11 protein-coding genes are annotated in these 18,773 nt (G+C 43.1%); 7 read left to right on the top strand and 4 right to left on the bottom strand.

The features are described from left to right. Positions 1-13: 13 nt before the first annotated feature. Both KNP78_RS10010 and KNP78_RS10015 read right to left on the bottom strand, forming a co-directional pair. Positions 14-718: a hypothetical protein gene (locus KNP78_RS10010; protein ID WP_214823981.1), complete on the bottom strand. Its 705-nt coding sequence runs from the start codon at positions 716-718 to the stop codon at positions 14-16. A gap of 163 nt (positions 719-881) precedes the next feature. Continuing rightward, positions 882-1,166, bottom strand: coding sequence for a hypothetical protein (locus KNP78_RS10015; protein ID WP_251128524.1), 285 nt, complete (start codon positions 1,164-1,166; stop codon positions 882-884). Between the two features lie 338 nt (positions 1,167-1,504). Here KNP78_RS10015 and KNP78_RS10020 point away from each other — a divergent pair, with 338 nt between their 5' ends. The 4 genes from KNP78_RS10020 to KNP78_RS10035 are packed head-to-tail and all read left to right on the top strand — an operon-like array spanning position 1,505 to position 7,149. Beyond that, positions 1,505-2,575 (top strand): hypothetical protein, encoded by a 1,071-nt coding sequence (locus KNP78_RS10020; RefSeq protein WP_214823984.1) that lies wholly within the window; start codon positions 1,505-1,507, stop codon positions 2,573-2,575. Positions 2,576-2,619: 44 nt separating this feature from the next. Beyond that, positions 2,620-3,156, top strand: a complete 537-nt coding sequence (locus KNP78_RS10025; protein WP_214823986.1) for a hypothetical protein — start codon at positions 2,620-2,622, stop codon at positions 3,154-3,156. Positions 3,157-3,178: 22 nt separating this feature from the next. Then, positions 3,179-3,766, top strand: a complete 588-nt coding sequence (locus KNP78_RS10030) for a hypothetical protein (protein WP_214823988.1) — start codon at positions 3,179-3,181, stop codon at positions 3,764-3,766. A gap of 41 nt (positions 3,767-3,807) precedes the next feature. Next, on the top strand, positions 3,808-7,149 hold the full coding sequence (locus KNP78_RS10035) for a DEAD/DEAH box helicase (protein ID WP_214823990.1): 3,342 nt from the start codon (positions 3,808-3,810) through the stop codon (positions 7,147-7,149). A 96-nt stretch (positions 7,150-7,245) separates the two neighbouring features. Here the strand turns inward: KNP78_RS10035 and KNP78_RS10040 are convergent, their stop codons facing one another. Continuing rightward, positions 7,246-8,232: an Abi family protein gene (locus KNP78_RS10040; RefSeq protein ID WP_214823992.1), complete on the bottom strand. Its 987-nt coding sequence runs from the start codon at positions 8,230-8,232 to the stop codon at positions 7,246-7,248. A 556-nt stretch (positions 8,233-8,788) separates the two neighbouring features. On the opposite strand from KNP78_RS10040, the gene KNP78_RS10045 reads away from it, so the two are divergent. Genes KNP78_RS10045 through KNP78_RS10055 form a run of 3 tightly spaced genes read left to right on the top strand, consistent with a single transcriptional unit; the run spans position 8,789 to position 14,756 of the window. After that, positions 8,789-10,381, top strand: coding sequence for a type I restriction-modification system subunit M (locus KNP78_RS10045; RefSeq protein ID WP_214823994.1), 1,593 nt, complete (start codon positions 8,789-8,791; stop codon positions 10,379-10,381). 10 nt (positions 10,382-10,391) lie between these two features. Then, entirely contained in the window at positions 10,392-11,570 is a 1,179-nt protein-coding gene (locus KNP78_RS10050; protein ID WP_214823996.1) for a restriction endonuclease subunit S, read from the top strand. A gap of 27 nt (positions 11,571-11,597) precedes the next feature. Then, positions 11,598-14,756, top strand: a complete 3,159-nt coding sequence (locus KNP78_RS10055) for a type I restriction endonuclease subunit R (protein WP_371819212.1) — start codon at positions 11,598-11,600, stop codon at positions 14,754-14,756. A 334-nt stretch (positions 14,757-15,090) separates the two neighbouring features. Here the strand turns inward: KNP78_RS10055 and KNP78_RS10060 are convergent, their stop codons facing one another. Next, complete coding sequence (locus KNP78_RS10060) at positions 15,091-18,633, bottom strand: N-6 DNA methylase (RefSeq protein WP_214824004.1); 3,543 nt, start codon at positions 18,631-18,633, stop codon at positions 15,091-15,093. Positions 18,634-18,773: the final 140 nt, after the last annotated feature.

The following is an 18,773-nucleotide window of genomic DNA, read 5'->3' on the forward strand; positions in this document are numbered from 1 at the left end:
GTGGTGCCTTTTTTCATTCATCGAATGCTTCGTGACTCTTGTTCCGTTCTCGCAGGATGGCGAGCTCGACCTGCTCGTCAAGTCGACTCTCAAAGGCTTCCTTCTCGCGACGCAGAATCTGTACCTCGAGATGGAGTCTTTGGTTCTCCTCTTCTAATTGATCCGAGCGTCGTATGCGCCCTTTCAGATCTTCGACCATGTCGACCAGGCTCTGGTTCTGACGGTAAAGCTGGGAGCGTTCGTCCTCGAGTCTCTTGAGTTTTCCTTCTAAATCGAACACCTCTCGCTTCAGACCTTTCGTGACCACCTTGGATGCCGTGCGTTCCGCCTCCAAGGTGGAAGCCAGCTCGCCATTCTCCTGTAGTGCGATTTCGAGTCGCTCTTCGAGATTCCGCCTCTCTATTTCGAGTGCAGACAAGTTCTCCTCATGCGCCATTTCGAGACGGTCCTTTTCCTCGAGGATGCCCTGCTCGAGCTCGTTCACCGCCGTGAGGTGTTTGGATTTGATTCGATTGTTCTCTCGAATCTGCGCCTCGATACGGGTCGCCCGTTCATGGAATAGAGCCCGCACCTGCGAGAGGGTCGCCTCCAATACGGCGTCCTCCTCGGCGATGACCGGGTCAGGGGAATCTTTGTCGGCCAATTGCAAAAGCTCCTCGAACAATTGATTTGTCGAGAGCTGTCGCTCCTCCATCAAGCCCTGTATACGTTGTTTCACATCAGGCGACACCCGGAATGAGGTCACCTTCGTCTCTTGTGTATCCATTGTTCTGTTCTCACCACTCTGTCAGCTGTATTGTCGATGCGGTCCTTCAGGATTGATTAGATTTGTATACGTTTCGACGTCGAAATGTATACAAAAAATCTCATACTATCTTGTTTTAAAGAGCTTCTTTCCCTTCGAAGAGTCTTTGTAGAAAGAAGTTCTCCTTCTCTGCGCGGAGACCTTCTAAATACTCTGTATAATCGATTTTTCGAAGTGAGGTCATTGCACGTTTTTTCGTCCCTGGCATCTCGTTGATGACGGTCATTACATCGACCATCATAAAATAGTCAGGCATGACCAGATATCGTGCCACACTGATTTCTTTGCCTTTCCCCACATGCCCGTATCGTATGACCGCTCTCCAATAAGACCATACCATAATATCTTCTCCACAGTTCATTACATCTCGTCCCTTCGTCTCAAATGTGCCTCCAGACATCTTAGTTAGTTGATTAATAGTGTAGATCAGCTCAATAAACTTTACTCGCGCAACGTTCTTTTTGATTTTAAAACAATAGCGACATAGAAGGTGGGTAACAAATTTATCATGGTAAATTATCTTGCAGGGATTCACGCCTCGGACTTTAAGACTTTATATAACTTAGCGATGAATATGTAGTATTCATTCAAAAAGTTAAAATATAGAAATTTATTTACCATATATTAATAGAAACGATGGTTTGGTACTTCAAACAAAAGTAAAATGGATGTAATTTAGTAAATCGATGAGGTGAAGCTATGTGGATTCGACAGTTACCTGAACCTTTAAAAATTGAAATAGAGGGGTTTCTCGGGAGGATCTCAATCACCTCGACATTGAAAACGGAGCTCGGACCGGTCTTGAGACTTTTGCTTAAAGGTGCCGCTCAAGGAGTGAAGACCAAGGAACTTGTAGAAGTGACCGAATTGAGCGAAGGGGTCATCCGGGAACAGGCAGATTGGCTGATTAGAAGAGGCATGCTTGAGGAAATAGGTGACGATTTCACGCTGACTCTGATAGGGGAGAGATTGTACGAACGATTGATCGTCTCGGAGCGATTGGATTCTGGCGGTTGGAATATTTTCTTTGACATCGAGCATGAACGAGTAATGTTTGAAAACCAGCTCGAGTCATCTACCGAGAGCAGAAGAAAAATCACCCCTTCCCTGTATCAAAGGGAGAATCCCTACAACACCTTTGACCTGATTCAATCGACTATGCCACCCGAAGAGGTGATGGATCAACTTGAAGCTGAACAACTTGTTCTAAAACTAGAGTTTCAAAGGGATGCGACACCTAAAGTCAGACCATTCTTGCTGAGAGCCGTACCTACGTACTTTGAAGAGGTGGTGGACACTTCTCTCCTTCTTGAGACCTCCTCGACCATATCTGACGGACCATTTTTCGAACTTCATTACCCAATCAATTCCATTCGCCTCAAAGAACCTTCTGTGCTCCATGATATTCAAGAGAATGATTGGGAGCACCTCGAACGTTTCCGAAAGGAACGTCCGAATTGGTTGAGCGAAGAGGCGCTCCGCCTCTTCGAGCAGAGAGACACATATGAAAAGTATAGGCGAATAAGTATGTACATCGATGAGGTCACCGGTTCATTCTCTGTGCATGCCCCACCAACACGTTTAGGGGACGGGATCAGAGTACATGGGACGGACCGTTCCTCAGAATTGTTGAGGCGGTTCGAAACAAAGCTGGCCGAGGAAGGATATGATACGGAAATGCTCGAAGTAGAGTACGATTCATTTCATGCCGTCAAACGAATCCCTGTCTCATGGTTAGAAGAGCAAGGTGAACAGGGGGGTGGAACATGAAATCTGGTCTTAAATTCGGAGGTAGATTTGCAGGTAATGGGAGAGTGGCGGCGGGGGTACCTTATCAGACAATCGAGTTTGCCATCGAAGTCGTACGCTTCGGGTCCGCACTCTATGAATATGGTCAATTGAAAAAGATTACTGTGGAGCTGGAGAGCTTGTTAGCCAAATCCCAACTCGAGGGTGAAATGCTCAATCGTAAGAACGAAGAGGAGTTACGAGAAAAACGAAAAATATTCCAAGAGAGAATCGATGCAGAGCAAGCGACACGCTTACGTGCACTCGAGACGATGCAACAACAGTTGGAAGAACAACGGATGAAGTCGATTCGAGTCGAAGAGGCCAGGTTGAATGCCAGGACGCAAGAGTTTGTCCAACAGTTACAGATGGTCCAGCAACAAGTATCCTTGGTCGGGAAGGCGATTTGCCTCCTACAAGATGATGTGGAATGGTGGAAAGAACTCTTGGACACTCAATTCGGAGATACCGCGCAGCAAACGATGCATCAAGTCAATAGACTCGAGGAAGACATCAGACAGCTCCAGGTGATGCATAAGAATGCCGCCATCAACATGGTGTGATCAACGTCAAGGAGGAATAGATATGACAAAAAGTAACGAGCCGAAAGGTTCATCGAACCTACCGATAAAAAAAGAAGACCTACCCGCCAATGTAGGGGGAGCGGCGTCCGGTAAGCCTTGGCAAAATCCTGAGGTGATTGGAAAGGGATTAGAAGCGGCTGCCGACATTTCCAGAAATATATCGAATGTTTATGCAGCCAAGAAGGCACATGAAGTCGTGAAGGTGGAGTCCAAGACTCGTATGATGGAAATCGAAGAGTCGAACAAGACGAGTAGACGTGAATTAGATAATCAACTAAAAGAGAATGAGGCAAGGATTCATGAAAGCATCGTGAAGGCAGAGCTTGATGCGAAGCAGGACAAATATCAACACAAACAAAAGATGCGGGAACAAGATAATGAACAACTGAAAATCGAGAAGGAGCATGAGGCGAGAATGTTAGAGATACGTAATCAAGACAGGGCAAAATCAAGCATCGAGATGCTTGAAGAAGACTATCGCTTCCTACGCGCACAACTCGCATCAAATACACTGAGCCCAGAGCAGGAGACTGAAATCAAGATAGAGATGCAGGACATCCGCGAGAAGCTTGTCTCGCTCCTTAAATGATACCTGCACTCGTCGGGGCCCTTGTCGTAGGGACGTTCGTATTGTCCACCGTATCGGATTTCTTGAACGGGGAGGCCTCGGAACGCGAGCGTGAGAAGCACCGCAATCTTAGGGATGACATCGAGAGGGAACAAGAGCGGCAGGCGAGGGATGTGGAACGTTTTCAAAAAGAAGTCGATCTCATGGTCGAATCTTTCAGGCGGTCCGGGATTTCTCGCGAAGAATCCTTCAAGAAGGCGCGTGGAGAACTCCGCCAGAGAGAAGAATATATTAAAGCAGAGGCCCTACGCCAAGCAAAGTTCAATCATTTCATCTCCTCGGCAAAGGAGCGTAGGGAGATGTTTGAGAGACAAATCCGACAATTCAAGGATGAGAAAAATAAACTATATGCCATCCGCAGAGATGAGCGTGGCGAGACCAATCAACTGCGTTCACACGCGATTGCGAAGATGTTATATGAGTTCGAAGAAGCGCTGGCTAAAATGAACGCTTACGTGAATTACCTCGCTCGGTATGAAAGGAAGATGGAATGGGCCAAAAAAAGACATGCCGCCCCTTTCGAGTTCGAATTGACGTTACCTAACGATTACCCATACATAGGTAGGCTCTTCTATGCGACCAAAGAGGAGTTGCTCGGAGGTGACATTTTTGAATCGGAATTGCTATCTTTTTCCATCGACCTGAGTGACGGTGATCGTCATCGTGTATTAGATTATGAGGATGGCCAAATCGTTCCTTTATGTTTGATTGGACTTAGGGATAGCGGTACATGGACAGCATCGGTCGGGCATGGATATTTCAAGGAGCATCTGGAGAACGCCCAGTCCTCAGGGTTAAACGTACAGGTTGTGAAGAACACGAGATACGAGTCTATCGTCTCCTATCACGGGATTGAACTCACTCTCCCGAACCAAGAGTTGATTCAGCCCTTGGGAGGCAGACCTCAACCGTTGATGGAACTTATCGTCTATCCGCTCGTTGTGGATTATCATTTTTTCAATGGTAAAAAGAGTCCTCGTGTGACGGAACAGTTCGTACGGAGCTTGAACCTGCTACAACTGGACGAGGTCGCACTGGCGGTTCCTGACAAGGTGTCTTCCGTCGAATTCATGGATGAACTGTCGAAAAGGGAAGGTTCGTTCTCCTCCAGGGAATGGAAGGTCGCCCCCTGTTCAGATGCGAACTATTTTCGGATGCAGTTATCCACGGATGTGGGGTTGCTGGTAGAGTTGGTGAAGGATGAAAATCAGATGCCGCTCTATTTTCGATTTCATCAGGAGTTGGCCATAGAAGAACTTATTCGTGCAGAAGAGGTCTTCGTCGTAAGTGAGTTCACGCTCCACATCAGAGATGAATCGGAATGGGAGTTATTGATCGAATCGACCCCTTCCATGACCGAACCGACCATCCATCTACACCTCTACCTGGAATCGGAATTCCGTAAACAGAGGGTCATCCAAAAGGCCATCGCGACCCGATTGTATTACAACAAGTGGACCGACCTGATGGAGAGGTTGAGCGTCTCCATAGCCCGCAAAGGCCCTTACAAAGAACAGGTGGAACTGATTGACCAGGCCTTCGACCCGACGATTAGACGTGTAAAAGTGAATCTACGCTTCACCCACTCTCGAGAGCTCGAGAATTTTCTTGGCGGCCCGGACGCCATATTCCGTCACCGTCAATATATGATAATGGACCACCCCAGATATGGTGAACGAGTGGCCATCGTCCGTGAGGAATACATGCTCATTTTGCTCGAACCGGATGAGGTCATGTTGAGGAGTGATTTAGACGATTTTGCATTGTACTATATGGGACGCAGCTATGCGGAGCATCAACAGTTTCATGCCATCAGAAGCTTCAGACAAGGAGAGGTCGCCTCATCGGTCATCCATGAGTTGTTATTGGATCCTTCGCAAATCCCACAGATTGAACCGGTGCGACTAGAGGACGCTGATTATTTCAACCCACACATAGCATCAAATAAGAGACAAAGGGAAATCGTGGAGATGGCACTTGGTGCAGAATCTTTGTACATGATTCAAGGACCGCCTGGAAGTGGGAAGACCACTGTCATCCAAGAGATTGTTCGACAGCATCTGAAACGCCACCCTCATGACCGTATATTGATTACCTCCCAATCTAACGTCGCCGTGGATAACGTATTGACGGACTTCATCGATCATTATCCGTCTGGTCTGGTTCGCTGTGGGAACGAAGGTAAGATGCAGCGTGAGCTCGTCGCCTATAGTTTCGAAGAGGTCGAGCGTCTGTACCGCCAACGCATCGCAGAGAAAGTCGTTCCAGATAACCTGAGACCGCTGCTCATGGATTGGCGTGAAGAATTGGAAAAAGAAGACTCCGCGACCATCGCCACCCTCATTCTCCAATCTAAACAGATTGTTGGGGCCACCTGTGTCGGCCTGGCGAGAAGAAAGATTGGGATAGATCGTCTACAATTCGATTTGGTGATCGTCGATGAGGCGGGACGGGCCCTTCCCGGGGAGATGCTTCTCCCTTTGATCAGAGCACGAAAAGCCCTCTTGATTGGTGACCACCTCCAACTACCTCCGACGATGCATCCGTCACTGACAGACCAGGATGGTCTGCTCGCAAATGAGGAACCCCATATCAAGGATGAGTTGATTGAGAAGAGCTTGTTCGAGCGTCTATATTTACAAACACCTCTACACGCCAAGAATCGTTTGGGTACGCAATATCGTATGCCTACCTCACTGGGTCATCTGATTAGTTCATTATTCTATGAGGATGATCTGTTGAGCGGAGAATCCACCATGCATAAGAAGCCGATACACTTCCCACACGAAATGACATGGCTTGATTTAGGGGACGACCCAGATTATTTCGAACAAGAGACTCCCTTGAGTAACCAGAGGGAGGCAGCGGTCGTAAAGGCTATTTTAGACAAGTTGGTCATGAAAGGTTCAGACACGTTCGGGGTCATCACCCCTTACAGAGCCCAGAAGAGACTGATTATCAAGATGGTCAGGTCGTGCCCACGATTGGGTGTTCAATTACGGGAGGGGCGTATCAAGGTAGATACTGTAGATGGATTTCAAGGTGAAGAGGCAGAGGTGATTCTTTATTGTACGACCCGCTCGAAAAAGAAGACGAGTTTCTTTTCAGATGCCGCCCGATTGAACGTAGCCCTGTCGAGGACGAAACGAGAATTATTGATCATTGGTTCACACCGCTATTTCAAACGATACGATGCAGAAAATCCTGCTCGCCGAATCGCCGAGTATATTGAACGGGAAGGGAGGATTTTGTCGCTCGCCCAGTTAGAAGACCACCTGAATGATTCTCACACCGGTCACATCGATGATTTAAATACGAAATTCCTTGAAGAAACGTCAAGATGATGAATAGGAACGGTTCGCTTCATTGTAATCAAGACGGGGATTGGAAATATGAACCGGGAAGCTTCAGATTGAAGTTTCCCGGTTTTGTTTGTCCGACTATAAGTTATGTAGCCACTCTTTATACAGTGCTATCGAGAGGTTCATCTGACTCAAAAGCATGTCTTCGTGCCTCGGGAAACTGATCACGTAATCATTGATCTCTGAGGTGACTGATTGGATAAATCGTTCCGCAATCCCACGGTCTCGAAGATAAGACAAGGCGATGATAAAGCTTAGGATATCGTCACGTCCCCGACCGTGTTTCTGATAGGCGGAGTGCGTCACATTGAACCGGGCGTGAACAGGAGAATGGCTTAGCCTCCTGCGGACGCGATGGTTGTACACACGTCCCCCATGTGCCGCCCAGTTCCGAAAAGCGACCAGTATGTCAAACGTCTCTGAGAAAGATTGTTTGAAGCGGTCATTGATCAACTCTGGGCTCATCCCTGTCGCACGTGCGATGACTTTAGTCTTCGATTCAGGAAGCATCAGTTTAAACAGATATTGTAGGTTCCCGAAGCTCAGGCCCTTCACCAGAATCCAAGGTGGCATATCCTGATAGGTCTCCCGGTAATAGGTCATGGGTTGGTGGGTGGAATGATAGACCTCAGAAAAAATTTGCAGCAGCAGCTCTCGCTCGAATTTTCCTTTTGCCCGGCCGTGCATGATTTTCTTGCCCTGTCGGAAGTTCCGGTTGTGTTGGTAATCTTTGACGGAATGCCCATGCTCTTCAGCGAGCACGTAGGCGATGACAGAGCGTAGAAGGTTCTCCGCAGACAGGGTCGCCGACAACATGGCAAAACGGAGGGTGTTGTCCAGCTCATATAAATAGTATATCTCTGAGAACGTCGTCCCCCTTTGGAAGCGTTCCTCTTCAACGTTCACGTCGATGAAAAGGTCTTTGTAGCCGTTGATGATCTCATAATAACTCGTTCGAATCAGTGCCTCCTCCGCGAACATCGGGTCATCGATGACGAGACCGCGTCGTTGCAGAATGTCAAGTTGGTCGGTCGTGGATTTGAATATCTTTTCCGGTTTCGACATGAACAAGGTCCTCCATAACTATAGTTTCGATATGAACAGTATAAAATAAACGGCCCCTTACCGAAAGGTAAGGGGCCGTTGTTGGCTGGTCAGTCCAGCCTGCTAGTTGATTACTTATAATATATTAAAGTTGAGTGATCGTGTCAATGAAAACGACTAAATGAGTTGATAATATGGTGTCACTAAAAATCGTCCTTGAAGTTAGAATTTTTTTAATTTCAAGGACGTGGAGAGTCTTGAAAAGAGGATTGTAGATGGCGCGTTTGTGAATGTTCATTTTCTCATAAAATATCGGATAGAATATACATTGATTAAAAGATGAGTTAATGGACAATGGGACCAAAATGAAAAGAGCCATTTAAAGCCCTTTTCGTTTTTAAGTGTATCGGCAGACAAAGATGTCTTTTTAACGTTCGTTTTAAATATAAATGCAATCACAGTGTACATGAAATGGTGGATAAATAATGGTTTTTGAATTTCTTCCAAAACCGCTATAATCTTAGTGTGGAATATTATTTTATTCATGAATTTCAAGTATAAGATAGGAGAAATAAACATGTCATCATTGAATCAAAAACTATTCAGCGCAGCGGACAACCTTCGTAGCAAAATGGATGCTTCAGAATATAAAAACTATTTACTAGGCCTCATCTTCTATAAATATCTTTCAGATAAACTCTTAGAGAAAGTAGTCGTGAGCGCAGATGCTTCGTTAGAAGACTTTAACACGCAGAAGAAACAGACAGAACTCTACATACAACTGTTGTCGGATGATGAGATTAAGGATGATTTAATTGAGACATTGGTCGACACGCTCGGATATGACATCGCACCTGAGTTCCTCTTTAACGTCTTGGTAGATCACGCACAACAAAATACCTTCCAATTGAACGATCTTAACAAGGCATTTGTAGAATTGACTTCGAAATATGAGCAGTTCAATGGTTTGTTTGATGATGTTGACTTGAAGTCAAAGAAGCTCGGCTCAGATGACCAGCAACGAAACATCACTATCACTGAAGTCTTGAAGAAGTTGGCTTATGTCGATCTCGTCGGTCATGAGGGAGATGTCATTGGAGACGCATACGAGTTCCTAATCAGTAAATTCGCTTCAGAAGCAGGGAAAAAGGCGGGAGAATTCTATACACCTCATGAGGTCTCGGACATGATGGCACGTATTGTCACCATTGGACAAGAAGACAAAAAACTTTTCAGTGTCTTTGATCCAACGATGGGCTCAGGGTCACTTATGTTGAATGTTCGGAACTATCTCAACTATCCGGGCAGCGTGAAGTATCATGGACAAGAGCTGAACACGACGACGTTCAACTTAGCGAAGATGAACTTGATTCTGCATGGTGTCGACAGTGAAGATATGCGTTTGCGTAATGGGGACACGTTGAACAAGGATTGGCCGACAGATGAACCGTATACGTTTGACTCGGTCCTCATGAACCCACCATACTCTGCTAAATGGTCAGCAGATGACACGTTCCTTGATGACTCACGCTTTAACCGCTATGGCAAACTGGCACCAAAGACAAAAGCAGACTTTGCCTTTCTTCTTCATGGTTTCTATCATTTAAAAGACTCAGGAACGATGGCAATCGTCTTACCCCACGGTATCTTATTCCGAGGAGCAGCAGAGGGAGTCATCCGAAAGAAATTATTGGAGGATGGAAGTATTGATACAATCATCGGTTTACCAGGCAACATGTTCTTTGGGACATCGATTCCTACGACTGTCGTCATTTTGAAGAAGAACCGTGAAACTCGCGACGTGTTCTTCATCGATGCGAGTAAAGATTTCATAAAAGGGAAGAACCAAAACAAACTTTCGACAGAGCACATTGCTCGAATCGTAGAGATTTATAAAAAACGTAAAGTTATTGAGAAGTACTCTTATGTCGCAAATTTCGATGAAATCAAGAAAAATGATTTCAGTCTTAATATTTCAAAATATGTTGATACATTTGAAGAGGAAGAAGAAATTGATATGAAGTTCATTGGGAACGAACTCAAAGAAGTTCGTACTGAAAAAAAAGCTCTCGAAATGAGTATATTTCAAATGATTTCTTCGCTTCACTACAACGAAAACAGCGAAGAGTGGATTAAAGGGGCACTAGAGGTATTCGGCAGTGAAAAGTGAGGTAGAGTATATGTCAAATAGACCATTTTTTGGTTTTAATAATCATGTCGAGGAATGGGAGGAAAAAAAATTTCTATCCTTAGTAAATAGAGTATCAACACAATCGAGTGATCCTACGCTCCCTAAAATAGAATTTGAGGATATTGTTGCGGGAGAAGGAAAGTTAAATAAAGACATATCTAATAAATTTGATAGCAGAAGAGGAGTTCTTTTTGAACCCGGATTCATTTTGTTTGGAAAGTTGCGCCCTTATTTAAAAAACTGGCTGCTACCTAATTTTGCGGGCGTTGCTTTAGGGGACTTCTGGGTTTTTAAGACGGAAAACGATTCAAATTTCATATATTACTTAATTCAAACGAATAAATTCCAAAAGGCGGCAAATTTATCGACAGGAACTAAGATGCCAAGGTCGGATTGGAATACAGTTTCAATGACATGTTTTTTTGTGCCGTCATTTGAAGAACAAAAGAAAATTGGTTCATTCTTTAAAAGAATAGACGATACGATTTCTCTTCATCAGCATGAATTTGAAGCACTAAAAAAAACTAAACAAGGTTTTTTGCAAAAGATGTTCCCTCGAAATGGGGAATCTATTCCAGAACTACGTTTTCCTGAGTTTAAATCAGAATGGCAGAACATAAAATTAAATAACGTGGCTAGTATTATCAGTGGAGGAACACCAGATACAAAAGAACCTACATACTGGGAAGGTGAAATTGATTGGTATTCTCCTACCGAAATCGGTAAAAGTATTTATGTTTTTGGAAGTGTACGAAAAATTACTCAATTAGGTTTAGATAAAAGTTCAGCAAAAATATTACCTGCAAATAAAACTATCTTATTTACTTCGAGAGCAGGAATTGGAGATACAGCAATTTTGAAAAAGGATGGATGTACAAATCAAGGTTTTCAATCATTAGTAGTTCAAGACAATTGCGATGTTTACTTCCTTTACTCAATGAGCAAAAAAATAAAAAATTATGCGTTAAAAAACGCATCAGGATCAACGTTCTTAGAGATCACAGGGAAAAAACTAGGGGAAATGCCAATTTTAATTCCTTCTATGGAAGAACAAATCAAAATCGGTGAGTTCTTCCGACAACTGGATGAGGTCATCGAGCTGAAGGAAAAAGAAATCGAGGCTTTAAAAGAAACGAAGAAAGGCTTCCTTCAAAAGATGTTCGTATAATCTAATGAAATGAAAAGAGGAATCGTGGTGAAGACGACACATAGTGATGAGCTCGCAGTCGAACATCGACTGATCGAGGTACTCGGGGAAGGGCACAACCAATGGAACTATCGAGCGGATTTGAAATCGGAGGCGGACCTCTGGGACAACCTCCGTCATAAGATCACGCGCAACAACCTGTCTGAAATCGGTGAACATCCGATCACGGACAAGGAGTTCGACACCATCAAGACTGAGCTCCTCTCGAAGACGCAGACACCGTTCGACGCGGCACGTTGGCTGAAAGGGGAGAACGGTATCGCGCGTATCACCATCGAGCGGGAGGATGCCTCACTCGGCTCGATGTCGCTCATCCTCTACTCTAACCAGGACATCGGAGGCGGGATCTCGACGTATGAGGTCGTCCACCAGATTGCCAAACAGAAGGTGGACGAGGGCGGGCGTGACCGTCGTTTCGATGTGACACTCCTCATCAACGGCCTCCCGATCGTTCAGATTGAATTGAAGAAAGTGACGGCGAAGGACGGGGTGTATCAGGCTCATAACCAAATCAAGAAGTACGCCGAGGAAGGCCTGTTCCGCAACAACATCTTCTCGACGCTCCAGCTCTTCGTCATCTCGAACGAACAGACGACGCGCTATTTCGCGAACGCGCTCCCGAAGGACATGCACCGGAAGTTCGTCTTCAGCTGGCGCACGACCGAGAACCGGAAAGTCGACAACCTGTACGAGTTTGTGAAACAGATGTTGAACATCCCGGACGCGCACCGCTTGATTGCGAACTACACCATCGTCAGCGAGGACCAGGACAACAAAGCGCTCATGGTCTTGCACCCGTATCAGATCCATGCCATCGAGGCGCTGTTCACGTCTGCGATGAAACATGAGTCTGGCTTCGTTTGGCATGCGACTGGATCCGGGAAGACCTTGACGAGTTTTGTATCGACGAAACTTCTCGCCCGGAAGCCTGGGGTCGACCGAACCATCATGTTGATCGACCGTAAGGACCTCGACAGTCAGACGACGAGCGAGTTCACGAAGTTCGCCTCAGAGTTCAATACGGGCATCTCATCGGGGAACGCATTAGCCAACAGTCTGATCGTCGGGACGTCGAGCTCCAAGAAGCTGAGCGAGACGCTCCTGTCCGACACGAACTCGAACACGGTCATTATCACGACGCGTCAGAAGCTCGAGGCGGCGCTCCGGATCGCACAGAAGCAGGAAGAGGAGAAGGGCACACATCGCTTCCAAAAACTCATCGGGCAACATATCGTCTTCGTCGTCGATGAGTGTCACCGTGCGCTTAGTGCCGAAGGGATGGAGGCCATCAAAGGCTTCTTCCCGAACTCGACCTGGTTCGGGTTCACCGGCACACCAATTTTCAATGAGAACAAGAAGCAGGCGCAAGGGCAGCTCGCCCGTACGACCCGTGACCAATATGGGGAGCTGCTCCATTCGTATACGATCAAGAATGCGCTCGAAGACGGGGCCGTGCTCGGTTTCCAGGTCGAGCATGAGGACACGATCGAACCGACCTCGCTGAACAACCGCATCTTCAGCATCCTACGTCAGGACGAGAGGCATGCCGACCTTTCCGACAACGAGTTGAACGAGCTCATCGACCGAATGGACGCGATGGAGAAGGAGAAGCATATCCCGAACGACCTGTACGAGCGGGACGAGCATATCCAGAAGGTCATCCATAAAATGTTCCGCCCGGACAATGCCTACACGAAGTTCGACTTCAAGAACGGTCGCCCACAGAAGTCGGCCATCCTGACGACGAGCTCGATCGCGATGGCGAAACGGTATTATCAGGCCATCCAAACGATGAAGCAAGACCCGGACTGGATGACGAACGAGTTCGCGGGACACCCGATCCGGAAGGGACGTACCATCGAGGACCCGGACTTCCCACGCATCGCCATCACGTACTCGATGCAGGAGAACGAGGACAACTCGAAACAGGTCGAGGACGAGATGCGACAGGTCATCCGCGACTATAACGCATATTACGGGACGGCGTGGTCGATCGAGGACATCGAGCGCTACAACGGGGACATCAACAACCGTATCGCGCGCAAAAAGGCGGAGTTCAAGGAGTTCGGGAACCAAATCGATCTGGTCATCGTCGTCGACCGACTGCTCACCGGTTTCGATGCGCCGACCATCCAGACGCTCTTCGTCGACCGGAACCTGAGCTATGCGAACCTGATCCAGGCGTTCTCCCGGACGAACCGGACCTTCCCGGGCAAGACGAAAGGGTTGATCGTCACGTTCCGGAAACCGGCCCTCATGGAGAAGAACGTCCAGGATGCGACCCGCCTCTATTCGAATGATAACGATGATTCGAGCCTCGTTTATCCGACGTATGAGGAGTCGAAGAAGCGATTCAACAAAGCCTATAAGGCACTGCGCTTGTTGGCAATGGAGCCTGGCGAGATCGATGAGCACTCAACACTAGATGATCAAATTGAATTCGTGAAGGCGTTTCAAGAACTCAGCAATGCTTTCGAGGCACTTATTACCTACGACGAGTATAACGACGATATGGAACAATCAAAGGTGCTTCAGGAACAAGTTAAGACGATTGAAGACTTCATCGGTAGCTATCAAACTGTCAAGGGTTCGTTGATTGATGATCCAAATACGATTGACCCGAACAAACCAATCGACTTCTCGGAGATTGAATTCTATGGTGACAATGTCACTACACTTTATGACGTCGACTCGAGCTATATCGATAAATTGCTCGACACCTATTCAGCGCATAATGTTGGCATACGCGTTGAAATCGAAAAAGCACTCCAGAAGTTGAACAAACCAGAGGTCGTCAAGGAAGTATATCGTTCCATGTTGAATTCAATTGACAGCGGAGACGTCAAAGAAAATGAAATATTTGCACTTAAGCGCGAATATTTTAGTCGAGAATACGAAAAAAGAATTCTCGATTTCTCCAAAGCTTGGTTTGTTGATGAACGAGAGCTTCATATTTCAGCGGTCCAATATCATATAGGTTCAGAATTTATTCCGAATATTGCGGGCATTATCAATAGTAAGAATTTTATTAAATATAAGGAAGTTAACCCCGGTGCACTTCCTTTGAAGTATGGGCCCGAAATGAAACGTGAATGGCGTAAGACAATGGAAGAATATATTACTCCACTTATTCAAGAATTAAGATGAACATATTATATGCGTTTAGGTACTTCAGAATTTCTAAAAGCAATCGATGATCAATGAATTTAGTTTGTTACTCACCATGATAGTTATGCCTGCACCGACCACGTTAATCTTGATGAAGCCGCCTCAGTACCGTTATGTATTTATAAGCGTGCTATTTAACTGAAACAAGGAGAGTATAATTTTAAAAAAGACGACTCTAGAATTATTCCGGAGTCGTCTTTTAATCTTCTCACAAGTTAGAAGCAGAGGGCGGGAAATATCAAAATGTTCATTTAGCATTATTTGTTCCAGGGGACGATTAATGTCTTTGTGGTTCTGTATTTTTAGTTGTCTTTTAATTAAATAACTGTTTTTTTTCCTCATTAAGTCTCTGTACAAGGATTTTCAAATCAATTATTTGTTGTTCAATCAACTCAACTTGATTAATAAAATCGTTCTGAACAGATACATCCGGAACAATTATTTGATAATTCATAATATGATTTTTGTCTCCACGGGGCATTTTCATGCCTGTAGTAGCTAACATTTCATAATCAAAAAACTCTTTTCTAGCAAGTTGATAATATACAAATTTAGTATTGATTTCGTCACTTGTTTTATGCAAAACTAAAACATCATTTGAGGCACCGCCCTCACTATCAGCAAGCCAGGCTTTCATAAGATAAGGTCTAATATTGGATAATAAAATATCTCCATCTACGTATTTATTTACCGTTTTAGTAGTAGGGAGTATAGTTGAGTCAATTTTACCTCCTAAATTTTTGATAAGATTATCCACACCCACATAATTTTTATACGTAATAGTCGAAGAGAGTACTTTATTATTAGAGTATTGGAAGAATCTGTTTAAACTGTACTTTTCACCACTGATTGTTAAAAGAGTTTCAGTGATATTTGCTTTTAAATTATTTATTTCTTCTTTTGCTTTTTGTTGTTCGTATTCAATACGCTCAATTTCGGCTACAACGCGTTTTTGTTCTTCTAAAAGAGGAATCACAATTTGTATTTTTTTCATTTGTTGTAAAGAGGCACGGTTCGACCTTGAGAATCCAAGATAAACTCCCTGTTGTTCGATTAAAGAAACAATATATCTCGGCAAAATTTCTTCTGTTTTAACACGTAAATATCCAAGATGGTCAGTAGGGTAGAACTCTACGTTCTCATTTATGTAACCGACCTGCCAATCCCCGTCAATCCCCCAAATAACAGATGGCTTAGAGAAATCTTCAATCAACTTTTCATTGATAAAGCCAAATGGTTTTCTTACATTGGCAGAGTATACAGGGATTTCGCCTCCCTCAACAAGTTGGTTATTAGTAATGCGCTGTCCTATATTCAACTCAAACAAGTTACTATCACCAAGTGATACTAACTTTTCTCCATGTTGTAAATCAATAGCAATAGATCGTTGAGCTTTATTTATATTTATAGTTAAGTCAAAAGTTTCATCACTCCAACTTATCATGTTCGATAATTTGGCGGTTTTTATATTTTCATTTTCAATAGCATCATTCAAGAAATTTTGTCTAATGGCTTTGTTGACTTTTAAGTTGTCGTCATAATCGTCAGGGTTGTATAACGGTGTGTCTATCGTTTGAACATCTCTACTAAGATATTTGATTCCTTCAGAACCTTTTCGGTCACTCCATTCATACCCTAAAAATTTCTTAATTTCTGCATTATTTGGTGTTTGAATAATTTGGACATGGTTAACTTGGTTTTCTGCAAGTAAATAACATATTAGTCGCTCTTTGAGACTTTCATTAGCTAAAACATCTTCCACGGATTTTTCGATTAAATTAGCGAACGATTCTAATTTGTCAGCGTCATCAAAAATCTCATCTTTATTAAAATCATCTTTATACCAAGAATCCACACGATTTGTGTAATGATTTAACAAATTCACATTGTTTAACTTTTTACGTAAGAAAAGAGTATTGGTCTTTGTTCCTGTTTTACCAAATGTTCCTGTTCCTGCTTCAAAAATTGCAATAATATCAAAGCATTCCAACAGTTGTTTTCTAATATTGTAGTAGACACTCTCATTTTTTTGAAGAATTGAAGAAGGTAATACAATTGCAGCTACTCCATTAGGTTTCAATAACTGTTTTGCGCGTTCTAAAAAAAATACTTCAATTGCTTTATTAGTTGAGATGTTACTTACGTATTTTGTTGAATCATAATTTTTTCTGTCTTCTTCTGAAAGGGTTTCTAAGAAACCAGTAACTGAGTAAGGAGGATTTGCAATAACAACGTCAAATGAATTATCTTCTACCTCTTCAAATTTTGAAAGCGCATCATGGAAAAAAATTTGAGTTTCTCCTGCACCATACATCAATGCAGAAACTTTTGAAACTTTAGCAAGACGACTTTCTTTTTCAATTCCATATATATTTTCAAAATAAGAAGGGTGATTTTCAGCTGGGACTAATCTTGATATTTGGCTCGCATATTCAGTTAAAAAATGTCCTGACCCGCTAGCGTAATCAATCACTTTAGGAATTTTACCGGATGCAATCATATTTTCAATAGGAAGTGAACTAACTAAAAACCTTACGATAGGAAGTGGTGTGAAAAATTGTCCTTCTGACTGTTTAATACCTTGATCTAATAGTTTTTCGAATAAATCTCCTAAAAATTGATGCTGTTCTGTATTCGTAAGGGATACATTTTGAAAAAGCCTTACAATAGAACTTAAAATCTCAAAATTTTTATCGAATAATTCTTCATTATATACATCAATAAAAGCAAAAAAATTGTCTGTATAAAATTTCAATTCTTCAAAGTAGTTTTGAATTAAATCTCTTGTTGCATCCTTATCATTTTTAAAAAGAGAAAAAGCGTTATCCACGTCATTTTTATCAATGTAAGTGACATCTTCTTTTAGATAATCTTTCATTCCATCGCGATACAAACGTTGTAGACGATCAACTAATGCTTTTTTTTCATCAAACGCTATACCACGCCAATAAAAATCGAGAGGTTTATTAAACTTTTCACTTTGTTTTTCGTCGACTAATTTAGCAAGTAGTAAGTTTAGCAAACGATCAAAAGCATTTTCACGTCCTGAAACGTTGTGTTGTCTTAAAATTGTACGGAATTGATGAATTAAGCCATCAGTGTCTAAAGAATTGTTATAAATATCTTCAATAGTAAATTGCTTTTCTTTGATTTCAAATGGTTTTAAATTATCTTCAAACATTCCTATCGGACTATAATCCAAGTCGTAAGTTTCTTTCCATACTTCATAAAGCTCTCTTTCATTACTTGAATTAATATATAATTTCCGATCCTTATTCTTCTGTTCTTTTAAAAATTCTTCGTTATCTTTGAAGGTGAGTAAATGGTATTTTCTTATAATTGCATTATCTTTAAAATCAGAAGCATATAAAATGCCGTAAGGGATATTATTGTTACTTCTAATTTGATCAACATAAGAAAACAATTGATAACCGTCATTCAACGTTTTTTTCCAAGCGTTATTAAATTCTTTGCCATATGTTTTTGCTTCAATAATTGCATAATATTGTCCAGTGTTATCCTTTATCAGTACATCTGCCCAGGCGGTGACGTTTCCTTTACCCCTTCCGACTCTAACCAACATTTCGATTTCGATGTTATGAGGAGCGTAACCGAGTTCGAATAAACGATTAAGTATTTCAAAAACCACGAAATTTTCAGGACTAGAAAAGTTTGTGGTTGTCTGTCTATGTATTTCAATTCCAGTAGGATATATAAATCTTTCGTTTCGCATATCAACTTTAATTGAAAATTCTTGACTTGAATTTTGGTTGAACTTTTTCTCGAAAATCCCATTGTTAATATCGTAATAACCTAAATGCTCTATTAATTCGGCCAGACTGTTTTTATCTATCATATCGCTTTATCACCATTTCTTTTAAGAATTCATTTCTGATAATATCATAATTCGACAGACAAGGTTGATGGACCTATCTTTTCTAAAATATTGTATAGATAAGCATAGCCCACATAGAGTTTTATAATGTTCCTAAATTA

Origin of the sequence: Exiguobacterium sp. s28 (genome assembly GCF_018618135.1) — a bacterium.
Lineage (GTDB): Bacteria > Bacillota > Bacilli > Exiguobacteriales > Exiguobacteriaceae > Exiguobacterium > Exiguobacterium mexicanum_A.

Coding starts and splice junctions, on each gene's coding strand:
- KNP78_RS10015 (WP_251128524.1), bottom strand. CDS start 1,166: ATGAACTGTGGAGAAGATATTATGGTATGGTCTTATTGGAGAGCGGTC.
- KNP78_RS10020 (WP_214823984.1), top strand. CDS start 1,505: ATGTGGATTCGACAGTTACCTGAACCTTTAAAAATTGAAATAGAGGGG.
- KNP78_RS10030 (WP_214823988.1), top strand. CDS start 3,179: ATGACAAAAAGTAACGAGCCGAAAGGTTCATCGAACCTACCGATAAAA.
- KNP78_RS10040 (WP_214823992.1), bottom strand. CDS start 8,232: ATGTCGAAACCGGAAAAGATATTCAAATCCACGACCGACCAACTTGAC.
- KNP78_RS10045 (WP_214823994.1), top strand. CDS start 8,789: ATGTCATCATTGAATCAAAAACTATTCAGCGCAGCGGACAACCTTCGT.
- KNP78_RS10050 (WP_214823996.1), top strand. CDS start 10,392: ATGTCAAATAGACCATTTTTTGGTTTTAATAATCATGTCGAGGAATGG.
- KNP78_RS10060 (WP_214824004.1), bottom strand. CDS start 18,633: ATGATAGATAAAAACAGTCTGGCCGAATTAATAGAGCATTTAGGTTAT.